Genomic DNA, 21,153 nt, shown 5'->3' on the forward strand with positions numbered 1-21,153 from the left:
GCCGGGCATGACGGTGGTTAGTCATGCGCGTCGTTGGTGGTCGTCTGAGAGGCCGCAACATCGCCTCGCCCGCGTCGAACGATATCCGTCCGACGCAGGATCGCCTGCGCGAGTCGCTGTTCAATATCCTGATGCATGCCTACGAGAACCCGATCGACGGCGCACGGGTGCTCGACCTGTTCGCCGGCACCGGCGCGCTCGGCATCGAGGCGGTCTCGCGCGGCGCGGCGTTCACGCTGTTCGTCGACAACGGCGCGGAGGCGCGAGCGCTGTTGCGCAACAATGTCGAAGCGCTGGGGCTGGGCGGCGTGACCAAGGTTTATCGCCGCGATGCGACCAATCTCGGCCCCGCCTATCCGGTCGAGCCGTTCTCGCTGGTGTTTCTCGATCCGCCCTATGGGCGCGGACTTGCCGACAAGGCGCTGGCGTCGTTGCGCGACGGCAAATGGCTGACGCCGGAGGCGCTGGTCGTCGTCGAGGAATCGAAGGCGGCGGAGTTCAAGGCGCCCGAGGGATTCGAGGAGCTCGAGCGCCGCGCCTATGACGATACCGAGTTCGTGTTTCTGCGGGCGAGCGTCGGTGATTCCATGGGCTAACAATTGTTTCGATAGTTTAGTCGATTTTGTCCTTGGGCGGTTCTTGTTTTTCAAATAGGTCAGGCGTTTCGTTATCGCGTCGTCGGCCGAGCCTGTCACCTCGGTTAAAGCAGGGATGTTTAACCCGCCCTAGACCGTTCGCGCCTTCAAAGTGTGCCCAGCCACCGCGTTTCATCCGGACGCTAACAACCATCACGCCGCAATCTGGACAACGATGACGATAAGCAGGCGTCGGTTTCTTGCGTTTTTCTGATCTCAGCTCCCAAGTGGCAGAAATGAAGGTGATGCCTCCCGACCTTAAACGTCGTGGGTGAGAGCGTCGCCTTCTCCAATGACTCGCCATTTGATGACCTCAACCAATTATAGCGCTCTAACGAAGATCACCGCCGCCCGAACAGCTTTTCGATGTCCGCGAGCTTGAGTTCGACATAGGTCGGACGGCCGTGATTGCACTGGCCGGAATTCGGTGTCACTTCCATCTCACGCAGCAGCGCGTTCATTTCCTCGGGCTTGAGGATGCGCCCCGCCCGCACCGAGCCGTGACAGGCCATTGTGGCCGCGACATGCATCAGCCGCCGCTCGAGTGGCAAGGCTTCGTCCCATTCGGCCATGTGCTCGGCGAGATCGCGCAGCAGTGACGCCGCATCGGCTTTTCCCAGCAGCGATGGCGTCTCGCGCACGGCGATCGCGCCGGGACCGAAGGATTCGATGCTGAGTCCGAATTTCTCCAGTTCGCCCGCGCGCGCGACCAGCCTCTCGACAGTGGCTTCGTCCATCTCGACGATTTCGGGGATCAGCAGGATCTGCCGCTGGACGCCGTTTCGTTCGAGCGAGGCCTTCAGCCGCTCGTAGACGATGCGCTCATGGGCGGCGTGCTGGTCCACCACTACCAGTCCATCGCGGGTCTGCGACACGATGTAGGTTTCGTGAATCTGGGTGCGGGCCGCGCCGAGCGGGCGGTCAATCAATTCGCTCGCGGGCGCCTGCTCGTAGCGCACGTCGGCGGTCGGCGCGCCGGTATCGAACGCGGCCTGCGCGGCTTCGGCAAACGTATGGGAGGAAAACGCATTCGCATAAGCCGGCGCAGCGGGAGCCGCGGGGAAGTTCGGCGAGCGCCGCCAGTCCCAGCCGCCGTGCGGAATGCTGCCGGGGCGGAACGCCATGATCGCGGCGCCGTCGGAATTCGCAGCGGTGCGCTTGCCCTCGCGGGCGAGACCGTCCTTCAGCGCATGCACGATCAGCGCGCGCACCAGCCCGGCATTGCGAAAGCGCACTTCGGTTTTCGCCGGATGCACGTTGGCATCGACGTCCTGCGTATCCAGCGTTACGAACAGCGCCACCACGGGATGCCGGTCGCGCGGCAGATAATCCGCATACGCCGCGCGCACCGCGCCGAGGATCAGTTTGTCGCGCACCGGGCGGCCGTTGACGAACAGGTATTGCCCCAGCGCGTTGGCGCGCGTCAGAGACGGAGCCGCCGCAAAGCCTTCGACACTCACGCCGTCGCGCTCGGCATGCACCTCAATGGCGCTGGCGCGATAGTCCGCCCCGAGAATATCGCCGAGCCGCGTCAGGCGGCCCGCCGCACCGGGCAGCGCGGCAGCCCAGGTCACGGGCGCGCGCTCCTCGCCGGACAATGAGAACGCGATATCAGGCCGCGCCATTGCCAGGCGGCGCACGACTTCGCGAACCGCTTCGGCCTCGGTGCGGTCGGTCTTGAGAAATTTCAACCGCGCCGGTGTGGCGTAGAACAGATCGCTGACTTCGACGCGTGTTCCTGCTGTCAGCGCCGCCGGTACAATATCGGACTTCACTCCGGCATCGACATTCAGCGTCCATGCATGGGGCTCGCTGGCATGCCGCGTGGCAATGCTGAGCTTTGACACCGCACCGATCGAGGGCAGCGCTTCGCCGCGAAAACCCAGCGTGCGGATCCGCAGCAGGTCTTCGTCGTCGAGCTTCGATGTGGCGTGACGATCGACCGACAGCGCGAGATCGTCATGTGTCATGCCCGCGCCGTCGTCGGTGATGGCGATGCGCCGCCGGCCGCCGCCCTCGGTGAAAATGTCGATGCGGGAAGCGCCGGCATCGATGGCGTTCTCCACCAGTTCCTTCACCGCGCTCGCGGGCCGTTCCACCACTTCGCCGGCGGCGATGCGGTTGACGATCTGAATGGGGAGCTGGCGGACGGGCATGGAGGTTCCAGGGCGACTCGATACGGCGCGGCGTATTTTACCGGGTTCGATGGATCAAAGGGAACCTCATCCGGTCCCATTTGTGCGGCTTTCACCGCTTCGCACAGGACTCATTGAATCGCCGCATATGCGGTCGGCCTGTGGCGGAATCTCCGCGAAATGACCCCTAAATCTCTGAACAATGGTCACACGACGCAGTTTGCATGCGTGTGCGCCGTTCGTGAGAAATATCTCGGCGAATTCATCCGGCTGATGCGGACGGCGTCCAGAACGAAGCCGGATTGAACCTCGCCATTGCAAGGAGAAGTGGATGAAGGTCGTAAAAACTGCAGCAATTGCACTCGCAGCCTCGGCAATGCTGACTGGCGCTGTACTGGCACAGGGCGTTTCATCTGACACACGGGTTCGCGGCGGCGCGCAGGGCGGTGTCAACGGCCCCGCTGGAATTTCCGGTGGCGCCAACACAGGAGCAGGCGTTGATTCACACGTCGGAGGCTCGGGCGCGAATGCCGGGGGCGGCGCACAGACCGGCGCGAAAGGCACTGTCGGATCGGGCACGGGCGGTGCCGTCAACGGGGCGGCTGGCGCCGCCGGCGGCGCTGCCGGTAGCCTCAAGCGGTAAGCTGTTCCGCAAATCCCGCCCTTTCCCGCAAGACAGAACTCCGGTCGCGTTCGCGGCCGGAGTTTTTCGTGCCAGTGGTCCGATTCTAACATTCGCATCCCACTTCAGCAGGCTTCTTGCGAATGTTAGAATCAAAGGACCACTGGCAAATATAAGTCTAGTGGAGTTTAGATTTGACATTCGCTTTGCTAACCCGCTGCCAGCGGGGAGCGAATGTCAAATCTACTCCACTAGTCGTCGAAGCTGCGCGTATTGCGCTTTGCCTTGACGTCACCGCGGCGCTTCTTGCCGTCGAGACGGCGCATCTTGGAGCCGAGGGTCGGCCTCGTGGCGCGGCGCGGTTTCGGGCGAACGGCGGCCTCGCGTAACAGTTCCAGCAGCCGGTCGATGGCGTCGGCGCGGTTGCGCTCCTGGGTGCGGAAGCGCTGCGCATGGATGACGATCACGCCGTCCCTGGTCATGCGCTGGCCCGCGAGCGTGGTCAGCCGCGTCAGCACGTCCGGTTCAAGCGTGAGACGCCGTACATCGAAGCGCAATTGCGCCGCGGTCGAGAGCTTGTTGACATTCTGTCCGCCCGGGCCCGAGGCGCGAACGAACGCGATGTCGAGGTCCTTCTCGTCAATCGTAATGTCGCGTGTGACCCGGATCATGGGCTACGCCTAGCATGATCCTGCTCAGCCGTGAATGCGCACCAGCATTTCGCCCGCGAGATAAATCCCGAGCAGCAGCATCGCAATCAGAAACCAGCGCCGGAACGTATCCGCATCCATGCGCGAGCGCAGAAGCTGGCCGAGGTACATGCCGGCGAAGGCGGTTGCCATCGCGACAAGGCCGGGAATGGCGACGGTCGCATTCAGCAGTCCCGCATCGGTGAGGTTGAACGCCAGCGCGACGGTCGCCGTGGTGAAGAAGACACCGAGCGCCTGCACCAGTTCGTCCTTCTCCATGCCGATGGCCTGCATGAAGGGCATCGAGGGAATGACCTGAACGCCGGTCGCAGCCGAGATCACGCCGGTAACCAGGCCGACAATGCCGCCGAGCCATTTCTCGTTCCGGCGCGCCACGCTGAAGCGGACCTTGGACAACCCGATGATCGCATAGATCACCAGCAGCACGCCGAGCACGATGGTGCCGTAGCGCGCATAGGGACCCGTCATCAGGCCGCCGCCCGACAGGATGCCGAGCACGGTGCCGATCATCAGCGGCCACAGCCGGCGCACGATGTCGCGCAGATAGGGGCCGATGAAAGTCTGCCAGATGTTGGTGACAATGGCGGGCACGATCACGATGGCGAGCGCGTGCGCCGGCGGCATCCGCGTGGCGAGAAGACCCATCGCCACGGTGGGCAGGCCCATGCCGATGGTGCCCTTGACGAAGCCCGCCAGCAGGAAGACCGCGGCGATGACGATCAGGAGAATCGGATCGGAGAGTGAACTGGACATGGCGTGTACATTGACCGAGGGCGGCAAACTGCACAATCTGGAGGATACGGAACAAGCCTTCGGCTTTGGCGAAGGCACTGTAAAGGGCCGTGGCCATGCATTTCGATCTGGTGGATATGCGGTTGTTCGTGGCGGTCGCCGAGGCGCGCAGCATCACCCACGGCGCCGAGCGGTCGGCGCTGGCGTTGGCCTCGGCCAGCGCGCGCATCAAGGGCATGGAAGCGGCGCTGGGGGTGCCGTTGCTCGAGCGGCAGAGGCGCGGCATCAGGCTCACGGCCGCGGGCGAAAGCCTGCTCGACCATGCCCGGATCGTGCTGCATCAGATGGCGGCGATGCAGGGCGAGCTCAGCGCCTATGCGCGCGGGCTGAGGGCGCGCATCCACATGCTGGCCAACACATCCGGCGCGAGCGAGCATCTGCCGAAGGCGCTGGCGTCGTTTCTGGCGAAATATCCGGCGATCAGCATCGACATCGAAGAGCGCGAGAGTGTGGAGATTGCCACGGCGCTGGCGTCGGGCGCAGCCGATATCGGTCTCGCGGTCGATGCGATGCTGCCCGAGGGGCTCGATCGGTTTCCGTTCTGCGACGATCGGCTGGTGCTGATCGTGCCGCCCGGCGACGAGATCGCGCAGCGCCGTCAGACGGGCTTTCGCGATGTCGCTGCCCGCGAGTTTGTCGGCCTGACCGAGGCCAGCGCCTTGCAAAGTCATATCGCGACCCATGCCGCGCAACTCGGAGTCCGTCTGCGGATACGTGCGCGGCTTAGAAGTTTCGATGCGGTCTGCCAGATGGTGGAGGCCGGCGTCGGCGTGGCGATCATTCCAGAGGCCGCGGCGCGCCGCTACAGCCGCTCAATAAAGATCAAGACGGTGAGGATGAGCGATCCGTGGACCAGCCGCAGACTGGCGATCTGCACCTGCAGCCGGCCGTCGTTGCCGCGGCCGGTGCAGCAGCTTGCGGATCACCTGAGGATGTTTGCGAAGATTTAGTGCAGGCGATTGAGGCGCTCTATGTATTCAGGATCTTCATCGCCGCTTCGTGAACGCGCGGATCGCCAGCCGCGACGATGCGGCCGCCGGATTGCGCAGGCTTGCCGTCCCACGTGGTGATAATGCCGCCCGCGCCGGTGACAATCGGAATCAGGGCCGCGACATCGTAGGCTTTCAATTCGGTCTCGATGATGAGATCGAGATGTCCCGCGGCGAGCATGCAATAGGCGTAGCAATCGCCGCCGTAGCGCGACAACCGCACGCCGGCTTCGACACGCTCGAACTGCGCGCGGTCCGGCGACTTCATCAATCGGGGACTGGTGGTGAAAAGCGTCGCCTCCGCCAGCGACGCGCAGCGCCGCACCGACAGTTTGCGCTTGCCGGACGGGCCGTCGTAACGCGCGGAGCCGCCGTCGCCGCTGAAGCGTTCGGCGATATAGGGCTGATGCATCATACCGAATACCGGCGCGCCGTTGTGCATCAGCGCGATCAGTGTGCCCCAGATCGGCAGGCCGGCGATGAAAGACTTGGTGCCGTCGATCGGATCGAGCACCCAGACATATTCCGCGTCGGCACGCTCCGATCCGAACTCCTCGCCAACAATGCCATGCAGCGGAAAGCTGTCCTTGATCATCCGGCGCATCACGGCCTCTGCGGCGCGGTCAGCTTCGGTGACCGGATCGAGATCGCGTCCGGTGTTCTTGTTCTCGACGCCGAGCGAGGTGCGGAAGAAGGGAAGGATGGTGTCGCCCGAAGCGGTCGCCAGTCGTTCGATGAAAGCGGTGAAGTCGATAACCGTCACGGGGATTCCTTTGGAGCGGCCATGGTGCTTGATGGAGTGTAAGTGCGAACCTGTTACGGCCCTATAAGAGTCCGGACAGGGCAACCGCCTGAAATTCTGACAGCAGGCCACTAACCGGAATGTTCATTCCTTACTTTGAGATTCCAAAGCGAAGGTGCAAATGAAAGCCCGCGAGCTAATGAATGGGATTCAATATTCAGTTCTTGGGTGCATTTTCATGCTTTTTTGGCATCCTCCAATTGTCATATTTCTCTATAAAGTATTGTTATTTCTAATGAATTGTATTTTTACCCGACTGAGATGCCGCAAGTCTGTCATGCGCCTAAGGCATGGCTAAATCTTTAAAAATACTTGCTCTGAGTGCGCTGCGGTTGCATATTGTTGCGGTGCGATAACGCCTCGCGTTATTGCTGCCCTCCTTGGGCGTTTCCTCCCTAGACTTGGGCCACTTGCTTTCGCGAGTGGCCCTTTTTTCTTGGGCGAGGGCGGCAACGCGGATACTTCTCATGCGAAGAGATTCGCAGGCGGAAGTTTATTCTGCCGCCGCCTGGAACGGTCCGAGGCTGTCGAGCGGGATCGCAGCCAGCGCCTCCGCCAGCACCATGAAATCATCAGCGACCTTGCGGAATTGCGGGCCACGCTCGCGCCGCCGCTCATCCATGTAGATCGCGCGATTGAGTTCGAGCTGGATCGTATGCAGCCCGCTGGCCGGGTTGCCGTAGTGTTCGGTGATAAAGCCGCCCGCATAGGGTTTGTTGCGGCCCACCGAGTATCGCAGTCCGGTCAGCGTTTCCTCGACGACATCGGGCAGCAGGCCTGAGCAGCTTGTGCCATAGCGGTCGCCGATCACGACGTCGGGGCGCCTGGGTTCATCGCGGGTGACGCCCACCGACGGCATCGAATGGCAATCGACCAGAATGACCGTGCCGAACGCCTGGTGCGCCTTGTTGATGAGGCGGCGCAACGCGCGATGATAAGGCTTGTAGAGCGCCTCGATCCGGTTCAGCGCGTCCTCGACATCGAGGCGTTCGAAATAGATTTCCTGGCCATCGCCGACCACGCGCGGAATCGTCCCGAGGCCGCCCGCGACCCGCATCGAGCGCGTATTCGCGAAGCTCGGCAGGCGTCCGGCGAACATGCGCGGATCGAGTTCATAGGGCTCGCGATTGACGTCCACATAGGAGCGCGGAAAGTTCACCCGCACGATCGGAAATCCGCGGCCGGTGAGATCGGCGATGATTTCGTCCATGAACGAATCTTCCGAACGCCGCAGCGCTGCCTGATCGATGCGGGATGCAGCCAGAAATTCGCGCGGATAGACCGATCCTGAATGCGGGGAATTGAAGATGATCGGCGCGCGCCAGACCGGCGGCTCGATGATCTCGAACGGAGGCGACAACTCGTCCTCGAACTGGGTCATTGCCGCCTCTTTTCCTCGCCATCCTCATCCGCGGCGTTATGCTCGCCGCTGCTGAAATGCCTGCCTGGGCAACACATTCTCGCCGGAAAAGCAGGGTGTTTTGCCGGACATCATTGAACGCAAACCCGGCCGGTCTGCCAATAGGAACTTCACCTTCACCCGAAATTTACTACCATGGGGGCAAATAGAGGGCAGCGGACTTCTCCATTCACGCGATCAGGGCCATGCAGCACAAAATTCTCCTTGCCGAAGACGACAACGACATGCGCCGCTTTCTGGTGAAAGCGCTGGAGAATGCCGGGTTTCAGGTCTCGTCCTACGACAACGGGCTGTCAGCCTATCAGAGGCTGCGCGAAGAGCCTTTTGAAATGCTTCTAACCGACATCGTGATGCCGGAGATGGACGGGATCGAACTGGCGCGCCGCGCGTCGGAACTGGATCCCGACATCAAGATCATGTTCATCACCGGTTTTGCCGCCGTCGCGCTGAATTCGGACTCCGAGGCGCCGAAGAACGCCAAGGTGCTGTCCAAGCCGGTCCACCTGCGCGAGCTGGTCAGCGAAGTGAACAAGATGCTGGCGGCCTGAGGGCTGCCGATTCGGGGGTAATTTGCCCCAAAACACGTCTTCCCGTCCTTGCCTGCGGCGATCCAAGCCGATATAGGGACGCATCCCGGCACCAGTGGTCTTTAAGGGCGCGTAGCTCAGCGGGAGAGCACCTCGTTGACATCGAGGGGGTCACAGGTTCGATCCCTGTCGCGCCCACCATTCCTTCTCATTTGTGCGCAGCCCCGCGATATTCGGGATACTGCGAGCATCTGAAATCCTCCTCCAGGCTTGTCGCCGATTGTCACGACCCGGATGCCCCCCAGGGTTTCCTTGGGGACTGCGGGATTTTTCATGACCAAAACAGCCGTTTTTTCGGCGGCAATGCCGGGCTTTGTTCGTGCCGATCACACGTCCGTTGTTTTCTTCTCCAGCATGCGCGTGGCACGCGACCGGATCGTCGCCTGAACGCCGTGCGCCAGGCCTGCGAGCAGCCAGGGCAGCATCACCTCAAGCCTGACGTGATCTTCCGCCACCTCGATCGTTCCGCTGACCTGTTGTTTCAACGCGGTCAACTGGAATGCGAGACGATCGCCGCTCCAGATCTCCTCATTGATCTGAAGAATCTTTCCGTATTCCGAGCGGACGCTGCCGAGCCCGGCCTTCAGGCGGCGGGTCGCTTCTTCCTTCCCCAGCTTGTGGGGAATGGAGACGATGAATGGTTGAGCCAATGCCGTGCCTCGGGCGATGCGCGTTGGAAGGCCGATTATAGCAACCGAACCTGATGCGGGCTCAAGGCAAATTTCAGTTTCATTAACGCTGAGACGCGCGGCCGGGTGCGGGCAGGTCGGTTCCGTGATACTTTGAAGCATGCTCCGCCTTGTGACAGTCGCGTCCGTGCTATCGTCGAATCTCGGTGCGCGTCCCGCACCTGTAATCGACACGACGGATGACGACGCTACGAATTATTGGGCTTCCCGGCTCAATGTTTCGCCGCGGGATCTCGCCGCCGCGATCGAGGAGGTCGGCCCCTCTGTCTCCGCCGTGCGCCGGCATCTCGGCAAGTAAGCGCCGGGCAAGGTCAGGCAAAAGCCCGGCGCGAGGCCGGGCTTGATTTCGCGATTCACATCACCGGATCGTTGGCTGCCCGGATCAATCGCATTGCTGGTAGCCGGAGGAGGTACACCTCTGTGCCTTCGCACGTGCTTCCGCAACCTGCTGTGAACTGAGCTGACTGGACACGGCCGCGAGTTCTTTCCTGGCTTCGTCATTTCCCTGCGTCGCGGCGATGTCGTACCACATATACGCCTTTGCGATGTCGTCGGATTCCTTGCCTTCGCCTGTGTAGTACAGGCTTCCGAGCAACACCTGTGCGTCCGCATTGCCCTGCTTCGCGGCCAGCCGGCTCCACTTCTGGGCCTGTTTGCGGTCCTTCGAAACGCCGAGGCCCATCTTGTGCATCATCGCGATCCGATACTGCGCGACAGCATTGCCTTTTTCCGCGAGCGGACGAAACAGTTTCGCCGCGGCGGCGTATTCCTTGCGGGCGAACGCTTTCACGCCGTCTTCCCACTTGCCCGCCTCCGCAGCGGGCGCGCCGACGGTCACGCCGAATGCAACGACTGCCGCGGTCAATCCGATCAACCTGAACACTTGCAAGACCCCCCGTCCCGATGAAATTCAGAAAAATACAAAGTTGCACACATCCCGCATGCCGTTGCGGCATAACGAGGACACGCCTTCCATTTTGCAGGGGCGGGGAGCCGGCGGCAATGCGAAAAGATTCTCAATTTGCGCACACACGAAAGGCGCGCGGCGGCCAGCGAAAGCGTCGCAATCCCTGAACAAATGAAAAGGCCCGCTCACCGAGCGGGCCTTTTCGCGTCATGGGTTGCTGTCAGCCTTTGATGAACGCCAGGAGGTCTGCGTTGATTGTCTCGGCTTCCGTCGTGGGCATGCCGTGCGGAAAGCCCTTGTAGGTTTTCAGGATGCCGTTCTTCAGCAGCTTGGCAGACAGCGGCCCTGAATCGGCATAGGGCACGATCTGGTCGTCGTCGCCATGCATCACCAGCACCGGCACATTGATCTTCTTCAGGTCTTCGGTGAAATCCGTCTGTGAGAAGGCGACGATACCGTCGTAGTGCGCCTTTGCGCCGCCCATCATGCCCTGGCGCCACCAGTTCTGGATGATGCCTTCCGATGGCTTCGCGCCGGGACGGTTATAACCGTAGAACGGTCCGGCCGGCAGGTCGCGATAGAACTGGGCGCGATTGGCCGCGACCTGTGCTTGCAGTCCGTCGAACACATCTTTCGGCAGGCCGCCCGGATTGGCTGGCGTCTGCACCATCAGCGGTGGAACGGCGGCGATGATGGCCGCTTTCGCAACCCGGCTTTCGCCATGGCGGGCGATGTAATGCACAACCTCACCGCCGCCGGTCGAGTGGCCGACATGCACCGCGTTCTTCAGGTCGAGATGCGCGGTCAGCGCAGCCAGATCGTCGGCATAATGATCCATGTCGTGGCCGTCGGCGGTCTGGGTCGAGCGGCCGTGACCGCGGCGGTCATGAGCAATGACCCGGAAGCCCTTGCTCAGGAAGAACAGCATCTGCGTGTCCCAGTCGTCTGCCGAAAGCGGCCAGCCGTGGCTGAAAACGATTGGCTGTCCCGAGCCCCAGTCCTTGTAAAAAATCTCGGTGCCGTCTTTGACTTTAATCGTCGGCATGGTGCTTGCTCCTCTTGCCTCAAACGACCGAATAAACCCGGCGCGCGAATCCTAGTCGGTTCCCGTGGCAATTGCGCGACCACCATTAGTCGCAAGCGTCTTCGAAGCTCAGTACGAATGGAAGTAGCGGCGCTGTCGCCAGCGCCGCCTTTATCGTTAGCCGTGAAGCTTCTTCGCGGTTTCCGCGATGGTGCGGCCCTGATAGCGCGCGCCGTCGAGTTCGTTCTGACTCGGCTGACGGCTGCCGTCTCCGTCGGTGATGGTGGTCGCGCCGTAGGGCGAGCCGCCGGTCACTTCCTTGACGCCCATCTGCCCGGCGAAGCCGTAGTTCAGGCCGACCACCACCATGCCGAAGTGCAGCAGGTTGGTGATGACCGAGAACAGCGTGGTCTCCTGGCCGCCGTGCTGTGTGGCGGATGAGGAGAACGCGCCGCCGACCTTGCCGTGCAGTGCGCCCTTCGCCCACAGGCCGCCGGCCTGATCGAGGAAGTTGGCCATCTGCGAGGTGATGCGGCCGAAGCGGGTGCCGGTGCCGACGATGATCGCGTCGTAATTCGCAAGATCCTCGATCCTGGCAATCGGCGCCGCCTGATCGACCTTGTAGTACGAGGCCTTGGCGACATCAGGCGGAACGAGTTCGGGCACGCGCTTGATGTCGACGGTGGCGCCGGCTTCGCGGGCACCTTCGGCGACGGCATTCGCCATCGCTTCGATGTGTCCGTAAGCCGAATAATAAAGAACAAGAACATTGGCCATTGTCAGTCTCCTTGTGATGTTGAGGTATGATTTTCGATCGACGGGAATCGTCATTGCCGGGCTTGACCCGGCAATCCATCTCCTTCGCAAGACTCTTCTGAAGAGGATGGATGCGCGGGTCGCGCCCGCGCATGACAATCGGGGGGAATGGATGCGGCTTACGCCGCATCCACCAGCACGAGTTCGGTGTCTTCCAGTGCGGTGATCTTCACCGTTGCTTCTTTCTGAACGGCGACGCCGTCGCGGGCATTGGCGCGCACGCCGTTCACCTCGACACTGCCAGTCGCCGGCACGAGATAGCCGTAACGCTTCTCGCCGATCGCGTATTCGGCGCTCTCGCCGGCCTTCAGCGTGGTGGCGAGTACCCGCGCGTCGGCGCGGATCGGCAGCGCGTCGTTGTCGTTCTCAAAGCCGCTGGCGATGGTGACGAACTTGCCGGAGCGGTCGGCCTTCGGAAACGGCTTCGCGCCCCATGTCGGCTGTCCGCCGTCCTGCGTCGGTACGATCCAGATCTGGAAGATCTTGGTCGTCACCGGCTCAAGATTGTATTCGGCGTGACGGATACCCGAGCCCGCGCTCATCACCTGCACGTCGCCGGCCTCGGTGCGGCCCTTGTTGCCGAGCGAGTCCTGATGGGTGATCGCGCCTTCGCGGACGAAGGTGATGATTTCCATGTTGGCATGAGGATGCGCTGGAAAGCCGGTGTTCGGAGCAATCTCGTCGTCGTTCCAGACGCGCAGGCTGCCGTGGCTCACATTGGCGGGGTTATGGTAGCTGCCGAACGAGAAGTGATGCTTCGCCTTGAGCCAACCGTGGTCGGCACTGCCGAGCTTATTGAAGGGTCGAAGTTCGATCATGAGATATTCCTCTTCTTGAGCAATTTTGCGCCGGTGCATGGCCTCAGGCCCTTGCCTCGTTCGCGTTGCCATTCGATGGGCTATGGATAAGCATTCGCGGATGGTGCATAAATAGAAACTATTGAAACTCATTGTTTCTATATTTGACCCATGGAGAACGGCCACCATGTCCAGGCTCCCGGACTTCGAGGCGCTGGCGATTTTCGCAAAAGTCGTGGAAATGCGGTCATTTGCCGGGGCCGCGACCGAATTGGCCCTGTCGAAGGCGACCGTCTCCAAGGCCGTCAGCCGGCTCGAGGAACGGCTCGGCGCGCGGCTGTTCAATCGCACCTCGCGGCAACTGGCGCTCACCGATGCCGGTCAGAAGCTGTCCGAACGCGCGACACAGCTTCTGATGGACGGCGAGGCGGCGGAGAGCGAAGCGCTGGCGCAATCGTCCGTGCCGCGCGGCCTGGTACGCCTCGCGGTGCCGATGACGTTCGGTGTGAGGGTGATCAGCCCGATGCTGCCGGAGTTTCTGGCCGCTTATCCCGAGGTTTCCATCGACCTGCATCTGAGCGACGCGACGGTCGATCTGATCGGCGAGGGCTTCGACGCCGGTGTTCGCATCGCACGCCTGCCGGATTCGTCACTCGTTGCGCGACGGCTGTGCGGCATGCGGCGCTATACGGTTGCGGCGCCGTCTTACCTCAAGAAATACGGCCGGCCGACGCATCCGATGCATCTCGCCCAGCACAAATGCTTCGGTTACGCGTATCTCTCGACGCCGGGCGTGTGGCACTATGTCAACGCGGCGGGCGAACAGGCGACGGTGCGGCCATCGGGGCAACTGCGTGTCAACAACGGCGAAGCCACCATGCCGGCGCTGCTGGCGGGGCTTGGCATCGCGGATCTGCCGGATTTCATCGTCGGCGACGCCGTCGCGTCCGGTAAACTCGAAGTGATCCTTAGGGACTGGAAGCAGCCCGAGGGTGCGGTGCATCTGGTGATGCCGCCGGGCGGGCCGCGCCCCGCGCGGGTCGAAGTGCTGGCGGATTTTCTCGCCAAAAAGCTCGGCCGCGCCAAACGCGCTGCGAGATAGTCATGCATCACATTCCCGGCGAGGGGTGGATCGGCGCGGCAAGTCCGCGTAATCTTCACCTCCATCCTCGAAGGTTTCCCTGAATGCGCAATTTCATCTCGCCGTCCCGCTCCATCGCAGTGGGGGAACGCGGCATGGCCGCGACCTCGCACCCGCGGGCAACTCTCGCGGCACTCGACATTCTCAAAGCCGGCGGCAATGCGATGGATGCCGCCATCGCGGCGGTTGCCTTGCAGGGCGTGGTCGAACCGCAGATGACCGGCATCGGCGGCGATTGTTTTGTGCTGTATTCGCCCAAAGCCGGTGCGCCGGTCGCGCTGAACGGCTCTGGGCGCACGCCCGCGAAGACCGATCTCGCAAGGACAATGGCGAAGGGTGTGAAGGCTCTCACGCCGACCTCGATCGAGGGCGTCACTGTTCCGGGCGCGATCGATGCCTGGTGCAAGCTCGCCGCCAAGCATGGCAGCAAATCGCTGGAGGAAATCTTCAAGCCCGCGATCGATGCCGCCGAGAACGGTTTCCGCATCACGCCGCGCGTAGCATCGGACTGGTCGCGCAATCGCGCGAAACTCGAAAGCAATCCGGCGGCGGCGGCGCATTATCTTCCGGGCGGCATCGCGCCTGCGATCGGCGACCGGCGCAGCCAGCCCGCACTCGGCAAGACATTGCGCCGCATCGCGCGCGAAGGCCGCGCGGCCTTCTATGAAGGCGAAGTGGCGGAAGAACTGGTCAGCGTGTTGCAGGGTCTCGGCGGTGTACACACCGTGGAAGATTTCGCCGCGAACGCGCCGGAAGATGTCACACCGATTTCGGCGAGCTATCGCGACCATGACGTCATCGAATGTCCGCCGAACGGGCAGGGGCTGGCGGCGCTGATGATCCTGCGCATGCTGGCGGGCTACGACATCAAATCGATGCCGGAAGTCGACCGCTTGCATCTGCTGGCGGAGGCGAGCAAGGCGGCGTATCGCGCGCGCGATGCATTCTTCTGCGATCCCGCGCATGGCAAGGTCGATGCGGCGCACTTCCTCTCGGATACGTATATTGGCGCGATCCGCAGCAAGATCGACATGACCCGCGCCAGCGCGGCCGTCGACTGGGACGACATCGAACACAAGGACACGGTTTATGTCACGGTGGTGGACCGCGATCTGAATGCAGTGTCGTTCATCAATTCGCTGTTCCAGCCGTTCGGCAGCGGGATCTATGCGCCGAAGTCCGGCGTGCTGCTGCACAATCGCGGCTGGGGTTTCCGGCTCCAGCCGGGTCATCCCAATGCGCTTGGACCGAACAAGCGGCCGATGCATACCATCATTCCCGGCATGGTGATGAAGAACGGGCGCTGCATGATGCCGTTCGGCGTGATGGGCGGCCATTATCAGGCGACCGGTCACGGCAATTTTCTCTCCAATGTGTTCGATCTCGGCATGGACATACAGGCCGCGTCGGAAGCGCCGCGCTCGTTCGCGTTCGAAGGCGTGCTGTCGCTGGAACCGACATTTGGCAAGGAAATCGGCGCTGAGCTTGCGGCGCGCGGCCACGATGTGAAATGGGCCGACGCCGCCATTGGCGGTTGTCAGGCGATCTGGATCGATCACGAACGCGGCGTTTTGCTCGGCGCCACCGACCATCGCAAGGATGGCGTCGCGCTCGGCATTTGAGCACTCGGGCCGGACGCACGCCGCGCGTCCGGTGGCACATCAACCGACAGGCGAGGTCGCTCGCCTGTGACTATGTATTTCCGTACTTCATGAAGAAGCACCGCCTCTCGCCGGAGAGGTTGTGGCATCGCCATGTCTTGCCGTCTTCGCTCGGCGTCGCCTGCTCGAACGGAACCAGCTCCTTGAATCGCGTGAGCCAGATTCCGTCGGGCCGGACCTGAACCTCTTCGGAACTCAGCTGCTCGCAATCGCTCGGCCCGCAACAATGAACGCCATCGGAACCTCGGTAGGAACCTTCGGCGATCCAGTTCGGACGTCCGTCCGCGTCGTGCGCGAAGCAGACGCGGGTTACCAGCAGTCCCACTGTCAGAAACAAGAAAATGACTGATCGCATCACATCACCTCCTTGAGGTGAAGCGAAGCATCAATCGTGCCAGATCGAAGGCGTTTCGATCCCCGGCCGCATGTCTGAACTGCAAAGTCCGCTCGGGCGAATCAATTCTGCAACACCGCGGCTTGCCCGCGATCAGGAACGTGCGGCGAGCAGCTTCGGCAAATCCGCCAGCGCACCTATGCGATGGTCCGGTTCCCAGCCGAATTCGTCCATCTGCATGCGGATCGCCTTGAACATCGACAGCGGCCGCACGAGGTCGGCCTTCATGAATTCGGCAGCCATCGCCTCCGGGGTCACGCGTTCGATCCATGCCACATTCAGGCCGAAGGCCTTGGCGCCGCAGGCGTCGAACGGATTGGAGGAAACGAACAGCACCTCATTCGGCTTCACGCCGAGAGCCGATTCGATCAGCTCATATGTGCGCGGTGACGGCTTGAAGATTCTGGTCGTGTCGATGCTGATGGTGGCGTCGAGAACCGTGTCGAGGCCGGTATTGCGCACCAGCGCATTCAGCATGCCGGTGCTGCCGTTCGACAGGATTGCGAGCTTGCGGTCTTTCATCGCCGCAAGCGCCGCTTTCGCATCCGGATAAAGATCGAGATGGACGTACTTCTCCATGATGCGCTCGAAGGCTTCTTCGTCGAACGTCAGGCCGATCGCCTTGAGGGTGAACGTCAGCGATTGCCGTGTGATAACCGAGAAATCCTCGTAACGTCCCATCAGCGAGCGAAGCCAGGTGTATTCGAGCTGCTTCATGCGCCAGATCTGGGTGATGAGTTCGCCGTAGCCGGGAAACGCCTCGCCGGTGACGGTAGCGACCGACTGTACGTCATAGAGCGTGCCATAAGCATCGAATACAACAGCCTTGATTGTCATCGTGACATGTCCGTTCTCTTGCGGGAGATTATTGTGGTCGTGTGCCGCAGCCATGCGAGGCGGCAGCACGTTCGCTTATTTCCTGGAAATGCCGGTGTGTACCTGAAGCGAGAAGTCGTCAAAGCGCTTTTCGTTTTCGAGATCCCGTCCATAGAGGATGGTTCCCAGATATGCGCCAAGAAAACCAAGTGGTAAGGATACAACGGTCGGATTGACCAGCGGCCACAGGGCGTCGGCGCCGCGCATCGCGGGGCCGATCATGGCCAGCACCACCGACGAAATCAGGCCGACGCTCATGCCGCCGACCACGCCGCCGGTGTTGAAGCGCCGCCAGAACAGCGACAGGATCAGCACCGGAAAATTGGCGCTGGCGGCGACGCAGATCGCCAGAATAACCAGCACCGCGACGTTGACACCCTGCGCCAGAATTCCGAGAGCGATCGCCAGCACGCCGATGGCGATGGCAGCCCAACGGGCGATAACAACTTCGCGTTTCGGATCGGCCTTATCCTTCATGAGCCAGTTGGCATAGAAGTCGTGCGCGATGGCGCCCGAGGTTGACAACGTCAACGCAGAGACGACGGCAAGTATGGTTGCGACCGCGACCGCCGCGACGAAACCGAGCATCAGGTCGCCGCCGAAGGTGCCCTTGCCGCCGCCGAGATACTGAGCCAGCAGCGGCAATGTCAGGTTGCCGCCACCGCCTGCCGCCTTGATGGCATCCTGTCCGACAAAGATCGAAGCCGCGAGGCCGAACAGCGTGGTCCCGGCGAAAAACGATCCTGCAAGGAACATCACCCACACCACCGAACGCCGGGCCGTTTTGGCATCAGGCACCGTATAAAACCGCGTCATGACGTGGGGGAGTCCTGCGAGACCGAGCACATAGCCGAGACCGAGCGATATCTGATCGAACGGGTTCTTCAGATAGTTGCCGGGCAGCAGATATTTCGCGCCGTACTTCGCTTCGGCGTCGTCGAAAAGCGTGAAGGGATTGCCCTTCACCAGCGCCAGGATCATCACCAGAATAATGGCTCCGGCCGCAAGCATCAGCACGGCCTTGACGATCTGCACCCAGGTGGTCGCGAGCATGCCGCCGAAGCCGACATATACGATCATCGCGACGCCGACGAAGATCACTGCCCAGTCGTAGGGAACGCCGGTCAGAAGTTTGACAAGCACGCCGGCACCCGCCATCTGCGGCATCAGATAGGCAAAATTGACAACGACTGTTCCGGCGATGGTTGCCAGCAGCGACGTGCGGGTATGCATGCGGCTGCGGATCACGTCGCCGAGCGTGTATTTGCCGGTGTTGCGCAGCGGTTCGGCAATCACAAACAGGACCGTGCAGAATGCGACCAGCGGGCCGAGCGCGTAACGCGCCGTCCATGCCATAGAGCGCGGTCAAGCCCGTGAAGCCGAGAAAGGCGGCAGCGCTGCACCAGTCGCCCGCCAGCGCGAAGCCGTTCTCCGCCGCAGTCAGTTGACTGTCGGCGGCGTAAAATTCGCTCGTTGTTTTGGTGCGCCGCGCAGCCCAATAGGTGATGCCCAGCGTAATGAGGAGAATGACAATGAAAATCGAAAGGGTCGTGCTCATCGCGAGGCTCCCGCTGCTGTGATTTCAGCGGCGGCCCGCGCGGCCAGCGGGTCGAAGACGTTGTTGGCGACGCGCACATAGACGATCGCGAGACCCCACGAGAGCACGTAGTTGAGCGCAATCAGAAAGAACCCGAGGTTGAAGGCTCCGATCACCTTGAGGCCCATGAAGCTCTTGGCGAAGCCGGCGAGTATCGTCAAGCCGATATAACCGACCATGAAGATGATCGTCATTGGCACGAGGTATTTCAGTTTTTCTGCGATCAGCGCCCTGATCGAGGCGTGCGCGGCCTCCAGCGTTCCTGTGTCGCGTGTCATCACCATCTCTCCGGTTGATTCGCCGTTTTCTTCGCATCCGTTGGGACATGCATCCGCCATCGCGAACGCGCTGTTGCGATCGCCATCCGCGGCCGTCCAACATTCGTCAAAGTCTGATCGAGGCGATGCCGCCGGATGCGAGGGTGTCGCATCGCTTGAGCCCGCTTCCTCCGAATATCTTGCTCCCGCTTTGTCGCGGGTTGGGCAGGCTTCACGGTTGCGAGAGCCTGCTTCTGCGTCTTTACCGCCGGGCCGTTAAGTGACAAAATGAATTAAAGCGATGGCATAAATCGTATTTGCCGATACCGGGGAGCAAGATGAATTTCGACATCGACTGCCTGCGCACGTTCCTGCTGGTCGCGGACAACATGAGTTTTTCGCGTGCCGCCGATCATGTCGGACGGTCGCAATCGACCGTCAGCCAGCAGATCAACAAGCTCGAACAGCAGGTCGGCAAGAGCCTGCTGGAGCGGCGCAAGGGCCGGGTGATCGAACTGACGTCGGAGGGCTGCAAGCTGCTTCAATATGCGCGGCGCATCCTGCAGTTGAACGACGAGGCCTATGCCTCGATGTCGGACGATGTGCTGACGGGCTTTGTGCGCCTGGGCGTGCCGCTCGATTTTTTCGGGCGTGACTTCACGACCTGGCTGACGGGATTCAAGACGCTCCATCCGATGGTCGGGCTGGAGGTTGAGGCGAACCAGTCTGAGAACCTGCTCAAACGCAGCGCCCGCGGCGATTTCGATCTTGCCTTTTTCAAGCAGGATACCGGCGCGAAGCACGGCACGGTCACGCTGCGTGAACAGCTCGTCTGGGTGAGTGCTGCGAATTTCCAGCCTGCGTCACAGGAATCGGTGCCGCTGATCGTTTTTCCCGAGGGCTGCGCCTATCGTCGTCACGCGATTGCGGCCCTTCAGGAGCAGAAGCGCCCGTGGCACCTGAGTTTCGTCAGCCCGAGTTTCGAATGTCTCAGATCAGCGGCCATGGAAGGGATGGGCGTGACCGTTCTGGCGCGCGCTTTGGTCGCACCGCCGCTGCGCGTCATCAGTCATCGCTCGCGGTTGCCGGAACTGCCGACCGTCGAGCTAGTCTACTCGCAGGGGCGGCGGACCAACGCGCGCGTTGTCAGCGAGCTTGCAACCTATCTTGCCGACAGCCTCGCCAATTCCGGATCGACGGCGACATCGGCCTCCCTCAACTAGCATTCGCTTGCAAATCAAGACGAAGCTTCGGAAACTCCCTACGTCAAAAAGAAAAAATCTTTTGGGGAGAGACACCATGAATCGGCGCGAGCTTCTGAAAGCGGCCGCGGTTATGCCGCTGTCGCAGGTTGCATTGCACACGCTGTCCGGCAACGCCAATGCGCAGGCGGCATGGCCGGCGCGCAACATCACCATGATCGTGCCGTTTCCGGCCGGAGGGCAGGCGGATCTCGCGGCGCGCCCCATCGCGCTGGCGCTGGAGCGCATTCTGGGGAAACCCGTGATCGTTGACAACCGCGCCGGTGGCGGCGGCGGTTCGGTCGGCAATGCCGCGGCGGCGCGCGCCGAGCCTGACGGCTACACGCTGCTGATGACGCTGTCGTCGCTGGCGGTGCTGCCGGAAGCCGACCGGCTGTTCGACCGCCCGGTGGCCTATGAGATGTCGCAGTTCGCGCCGGTGGCGCGCGTGCTGGCCGATCCGACCATGCTGGCGGTCCCTGCGTCCGCGCCGTGGAAGACGGTCAAGGATTTCGTTGAGGATGCGAAGGCAAGGCCGGGCCAGATTCCTTATGGCTCGTCGGGACCCTACGGCACGCTGCACATCGCCATGGAAATGTTCGCGGCGAGCGCCGGGATCAAGCTGCTGCATGTGCCGTTTCGCGGCGCAGGTCCTGCACTGACCGGGTTGCTGACCGGCACGGTGCAGGCGATGGCGTCGGCGCCCGGCACACTTCGCGCGCAGGTCGATGACGGCAAGATGCGCGTGCTCGCCGGCTGGGGAGCGAAGCGCGTCCCAAGTTTCCCGGATGTGCCGACGTTTCAAGAACTCGGCTACAAGGATGTCGAATTCTACATCTGGGCGGGCTTGTTCGCGCAGACGGCGTTGCCCGCGCCGATCATGACAAAGCTGCGTCAGGCGATGGGCGAAGCGGTGCGCGCGCCGGAAGTTGTGAAGACCTTCGAGACCGCGGGCAGTCCCGTCGCCTACCTGGATGCGCCGGAGTTCGCGAAGTTCGTGGAGGCAGACAGCGCGCGGCTGATCGCGGCGGTGAAGAAGATCGGCAAGGTGGAATAGCGCT

General features: G+C 62.1%; 23 protein-coding genes and 1 tRNA gene. 10 read left to right on the top strand and 14 right to left on the bottom strand.

Translation table 11 applies throughout. The features are described from left to right. Positions 1 to 23 precede the first annotated feature (23 nt). Entirely contained in the window at positions 24 to 596 is a 573-nt protein-coding gene (rsmD, locus tag AC1Q6J_RS13585; RefSeq protein ID WP_492279809.1) for a 16S rRNA (guanine(966)-N(2))-methyltransferase RsmD, read from the top strand. 380 nt (positions 597 to 976) lie between these two features. Here the strand turns inward: rsmD and mutL are convergent, their stop codons facing one another. Beyond that, on the bottom strand, positions 977 to 2,791 hold the full coding sequence (gene mutL / locus AC1Q6J_RS13590) for a DNA mismatch repair endonuclease MutL (protein ID WP_492279810.1): 1,815 nt from the start codon (positions 2,789 to 2,791) through the stop codon (positions 977 to 979). 310 nt (positions 2,792 to 3,101) lie between these two features. Between mutL and AC1Q6J_RS13595 the strand changes: the two genes are divergently transcribed. Further along, entirely contained in the window at positions 3,102 to 3,413 is a 312-nt protein-coding gene (locus tag AC1Q6J_RS13595; RefSeq protein WP_492279811.1) for a hypothetical protein, read from the top strand. A 230-nt stretch (positions 3,414 to 3,643) separates the two neighbouring features. On the opposite strand, the gene arfB is transcribed toward AC1Q6J_RS13595, so the two are convergent. Together arfB and AC1Q6J_RS13605 are read right to left on the bottom strand one after the other, a co-directional pair. After that, the gene (arfB, locus tag AC1Q6J_RS13600) at positions 3,644 to 4,063 is read right to left on the bottom strand and encodes an alternative ribosome rescue aminoacyl-tRNA hydrolase ArfB (protein WP_492279812.1); all 420 of its coding nucleotides are present in this window, start codon (positions 4,061 to 4,063) and stop codon (positions 3,644 to 3,646) included. Between the two features lie 24 nt (positions 4,064 to 4,087). Then, positions 4,088 to 4,855 carry a sulfite exporter TauE/SafE family protein gene (locus AC1Q6J_RS13605; protein WP_492279813.1) on the bottom strand — a complete coding sequence of 256 codons (768 nt, stop codon included), beginning with the start codon at positions 4,853 to 4,855 and terminating at the stop codon, positions 4,088 to 4,090. 95 nt (positions 4,856 to 4,950) lie between these two features. Between AC1Q6J_RS13605 and AC1Q6J_RS13610 the strand changes: the two genes are divergently transcribed. Further along, positions 4,951 to 5,844 (top strand): LysR family transcriptional regulator, encoded by an 894-nt coding sequence (locus tag AC1Q6J_RS13610; protein WP_492279814.1) that lies wholly within the window; start codon positions 4,951 to 4,953, stop codon positions 5,842 to 5,844. A 19-nt stretch (positions 5,845 to 5,863) separates the two neighbouring features. Here AC1Q6J_RS13610 and hisN read toward each other — a convergent pair whose 3' ends face one another. After that, a complete protein-coding gene (gene hisN / locus AC1Q6J_RS13615; protein ID WP_492279815.1) occupies positions 5,864 to 6,646 on the bottom strand; it encodes a histidinol-phosphatase in 783 nt (260 codons plus the stop codon). A 532-nt stretch (positions 6,647 to 7,178) separates the two neighbouring features. Further along, positions 7,179 to 8,066 (bottom strand): N-formylglutamate amidohydrolase, encoded by an 888-nt coding sequence (locus AC1Q6J_RS13620; RefSeq protein WP_492279816.1) that lies wholly within the window; start codon positions 8,064 to 8,066, stop codon positions 7,179 to 7,181. Positions 8,067 to 8,290: 224 nt separating this feature from the next. On the opposite strand from AC1Q6J_RS13620, the gene cpdR reads away from it, so the two are divergent. Both cpdR and AC1Q6J_RS13630 read left to right on the top strand, forming a co-directional pair. Then, positions 8,291 to 8,653 carry a cell cycle two-component system response regulator CpdR gene (gene cpdR, locus AC1Q6J_RS13625; protein WP_002713397.1) on the top strand — a complete coding sequence of 121 codons (363 nt, stop codon included), beginning with the start codon at positions 8,291 to 8,293 and terminating at the stop codon, positions 8,651 to 8,653. 105 nt (positions 8,654 to 8,758) lie between these two features. Then, positions 8,759 to 8,833 (top strand) — tRNA-Val (locus tag AC1Q6J_RS13630). A gap of 185 nt (positions 8,834 to 9,018) precedes the next feature. On the opposite strand, the gene AC1Q6J_RS13635 is transcribed toward AC1Q6J_RS13630, so the two are convergent. Further along, entirely contained in the window at positions 9,019 to 9,342 is a 324-nt protein-coding gene (locus tag AC1Q6J_RS13635; protein WP_492279817.1) for a polyhydroxyalkanoic acid system family protein, read from the bottom strand. Between the two features lie 139 nt (positions 9,343 to 9,481). Between AC1Q6J_RS13635 and AC1Q6J_RS13640 the strand changes: the two genes are divergently transcribed. Continuing rightward, positions 9,482 to 9,679, top strand: a complete 198-nt coding sequence (locus tag AC1Q6J_RS13640) for a DUF3606 domain-containing protein (RefSeq protein ID WP_492279818.1) — start codon at positions 9,482 to 9,484, stop codon at positions 9,677 to 9,679. An 84-nt stretch (positions 9,680 to 9,763) separates the two neighbouring features. On the opposite strand, the gene AC1Q6J_RS13645 is transcribed toward AC1Q6J_RS13640, so the two are convergent. The 4 genes from AC1Q6J_RS13645 to AC1Q6J_RS13660 form a co-directional block, all read right to left on the bottom strand. Continuing rightward, positions 9,764 to 10,246, bottom strand: coding sequence for a tetratricopeptide repeat protein (locus AC1Q6J_RS13645; RefSeq protein ID WP_492279819.1), 483 nt, complete (start codon positions 10,244 to 10,246; stop codon positions 9,764 to 9,766). A 262-nt stretch (positions 10,247 to 10,508) separates the two neighbouring features. Then, on the bottom strand, positions 10,509 to 11,333 hold the full coding sequence (locus AC1Q6J_RS13650; protein ID WP_492279820.1) for an alpha/beta fold hydrolase: 825 nt from the start codon (positions 11,331 to 11,333) through the stop codon (positions 10,509 to 10,511). A gap of 156 nt (positions 11,334 to 11,489) precedes the next feature. After that, entirely contained in the window at positions 11,490 to 12,089 is a 600-nt protein-coding gene (wrbA, locus tag AC1Q6J_RS13655) for an NAD(P)H:quinone oxidoreductase (protein WP_492279821.1), read from the bottom strand. Positions 12,090 to 12,247: 158 nt separating this feature from the next. Beyond that, a complete protein-coding gene (locus AC1Q6J_RS13660; RefSeq protein WP_492279822.1) occupies positions 12,248 to 12,946 on the bottom strand; it encodes a pirin family protein in 699 nt (232 codons plus the stop codon). Positions 12,947 to 13,112: 166 nt separating this feature from the next. On the opposite strand from AC1Q6J_RS13660, the gene AC1Q6J_RS13665 reads away from it, so the two are divergent. Both AC1Q6J_RS13665 and AC1Q6J_RS13670 read left to right on the top strand, forming a co-directional pair. Then, positions 13,113 to 14,027 (top strand): LysR family transcriptional regulator, encoded by a 915-nt coding sequence (locus AC1Q6J_RS13665; protein WP_492279823.1) that lies wholly within the window; start codon positions 13,113 to 13,115, stop codon positions 14,025 to 14,027. A gap of 83 nt (positions 14,028 to 14,110) precedes the next feature. After that, on the top strand, positions 14,111 to 15,688 hold the full coding sequence (locus tag AC1Q6J_RS13670) for a gamma-glutamyltransferase family protein (RefSeq protein ID WP_492279824.1): 1,578 nt from the start codon (positions 14,111 to 14,113) through the stop codon (positions 15,686 to 15,688). A 70-nt stretch (positions 15,689 to 15,758) separates the two neighbouring features. Here AC1Q6J_RS13670 and AC1Q6J_RS13675 read toward each other — a convergent pair whose 3' ends face one another. The 4 genes from AC1Q6J_RS13675 to AC1Q6J_RS13690 all read right to left on the bottom strand — a co-directional run bounded on the left by AC1Q6J_RS13675 (position 15,759) and on the right by AC1Q6J_RS13690 (position 18,872). Next, positions 15,759 to 16,082 (bottom strand): hypothetical protein, encoded by a 324-nt coding sequence (locus tag AC1Q6J_RS13675; RefSeq protein WP_492279825.1) that lies wholly within the window; start codon positions 16,080 to 16,082, stop codon positions 15,759 to 15,761. A gap of 132 nt (positions 16,083 to 16,214) precedes the next feature. After that, complete coding sequence (locus AC1Q6J_RS13680; protein WP_492279826.1) at positions 16,215 to 16,958, bottom strand: haloacid dehalogenase type II; 744 nt, start codon at positions 16,956 to 16,958, stop codon at positions 16,215 to 16,217. 75 nt (positions 16,959 to 17,033) lie between these two features. After that, a complete protein-coding gene (locus AC1Q6J_RS13685) occupies positions 17,034 to 18,353 on the bottom strand; it encodes a solute symporter family protein (RefSeq protein WP_492279827.1) in 1,320 nt (439 codons plus the stop codon). A 198-nt stretch (positions 18,354 to 18,551) separates the two neighbouring features. Next, positions 18,552 to 18,872 carry a DUF485 domain-containing protein gene (locus AC1Q6J_RS13690; RefSeq protein ID WP_492279828.1) on the bottom strand — a complete coding sequence of 107 codons (321 nt, stop codon included), beginning with the start codon at positions 18,870 to 18,872 and terminating at the stop codon, positions 18,552 to 18,554. Positions 18,873 to 19,189: 317 nt separating this feature from the next. Here AC1Q6J_RS13690 and AC1Q6J_RS13695 point away from each other — a divergent pair, with 317 nt between their 5' ends. Together AC1Q6J_RS13695 and AC1Q6J_RS13700 are read left to right on the top strand one after the other, a co-directional pair. Further along, positions 19,190 to 20,074 (top strand): LysR substrate-binding domain-containing protein, encoded by an 885-nt coding sequence (locus AC1Q6J_RS13695; RefSeq protein ID WP_492279829.1) that lies wholly within the window; start codon positions 19,190 to 19,192, stop codon positions 20,072 to 20,074. Positions 20,075 to 20,150: 76 nt separating this feature from the next. Next, entirely contained in the window at positions 20,151 to 21,149 is a 999-nt protein-coding gene (locus AC1Q6J_RS13700) for a tripartite tricarboxylate transporter substrate binding protein (protein WP_492279830.1), read from the top strand. Positions 21,150 to 21,153: the final 4 nt, after the last annotated feature.

The organism is Afipia sp. MLSD5-FHT05B12 (assembly GCF_058793355.1).

Coding starts and splice junctions, on each gene's coding strand:
- AC1Q6J_RS13690 (WP_492279828.1), bottom strand. CDS start 18,872: ATGACACGCGACACAGGAACGCTGGAGGCCGCGCACGCCTCGATCAGG.
- AC1Q6J_RS13605 (WP_492279813.1), bottom strand. CDS start 4,855: ATGTCCAGTTCACTCTCCGATCCGATTCTCCTGATCGTCATCGCCGCG.
- AC1Q6J_RS13650 (WP_492279820.1), bottom strand. CDS start 11,333: ATGCCGACGATTAAAGTCAAAGACGGCACCGAGATTTTTTACAAGGAC.
- wrbA (WP_492279821.1), bottom strand. CDS start 12,089: ATGGCCAATGTTCTTGTTCTTTATTATTCGGCTTACGGACACATCGAA.
- cpdR (WP_002713397.1), top strand. CDS start 8,291: ATGCAGCACAAAATTCTCCTTGCCGAAGACGACAACGACATGCGCCGC.
- rsmD (WP_492279809.1), top strand. CDS start 24: ATGCGCGTCGTTGGTGGTCGTCTGAGAGGCCGCAACATCGCCTCGCCC.
- AC1Q6J_RS13610 (WP_492279814.1), top strand. CDS start 4,951: ATGCATTTCGATCTGGTGGATATGCGGTTGTTCGTGGCGGTCGCCGAG.
- mutL (WP_492279810.1), bottom strand. CDS start 2,791: ATGCCCGTCCGCCAGCTCCCCATTCAGATCGTCAACCGCATCGCCGCC.
- AC1Q6J_RS13620 (WP_492279816.1), bottom strand. CDS start 8,066: ATGACCCAGTTCGAGGACGAGTTGTCGCCTCCGTTCGAGATCATCGAG.
- AC1Q6J_RS13665 (WP_492279823.1), top strand. CDS start 13,113: ATGTCCAGGCTCCCGGACTTCGAGGCGCTGGCGATTTTCGCAAAAGTC.
- AC1Q6J_RS13660 (WP_492279822.1), bottom strand. CDS start 12,946: ATGATCGAACTTCGACCCTTCAATAAGCTCGGCAGTGCCGACCACGGT.
- AC1Q6J_RS13595 (WP_492279811.1), top strand. CDS start 3,102: ATGAAGGTCGTAAAAACTGCAGCAATTGCACTCGCAGCCTCGGCAATG.
- AC1Q6J_RS13695 (WP_492279829.1), top strand. CDS start 19,190: ATGAATTTCGACATCGACTGCCTGCGCACGTTCCTGCTGGTCGCGGAC.
- AC1Q6J_RS13700 (WP_492279830.1), top strand. CDS start 20,151: ATGAATCGGCGCGAGCTTCTGAAAGCGGCCGCGGTTATGCCGCTGTCG.
- AC1Q6J_RS13640 (WP_492279818.1), top strand. CDS start 9,482: ATGCTCCGCCTTGTGACAGTCGCGTCCGTGCTATCGTCGAATCTCGGT.
- AC1Q6J_RS13685 (WP_492279827.1), bottom strand. CDS start 18,353: ATGGCATGGACGGCGCGTTACGCGCTCGGCCCGCTGGTCGCATTCTGC.
- AC1Q6J_RS13670 (WP_492279824.1), top strand. CDS start 14,111: ATGCGCAATTTCATCTCGCCGTCCCGCTCCATCGCAGTGGGGGAACGC.
- AC1Q6J_RS13675 (WP_492279825.1), bottom strand. CDS start 16,082: ATGCGATCAGTCATTTTCTTGTTTCTGACAGTGGGACTGCTGGTAACC.
- arfB (WP_492279812.1), bottom strand. CDS start 4,063: ATGATCCGGGTCACACGCGACATTACGATTGACGAGAAGGACCTCGAC.
- AC1Q6J_RS13680 (WP_492279826.1), bottom strand. CDS start 16,958: ATGACAATCAAGGCTGTTGTATTCGATGCTTATGGCACGCTCTATGAC.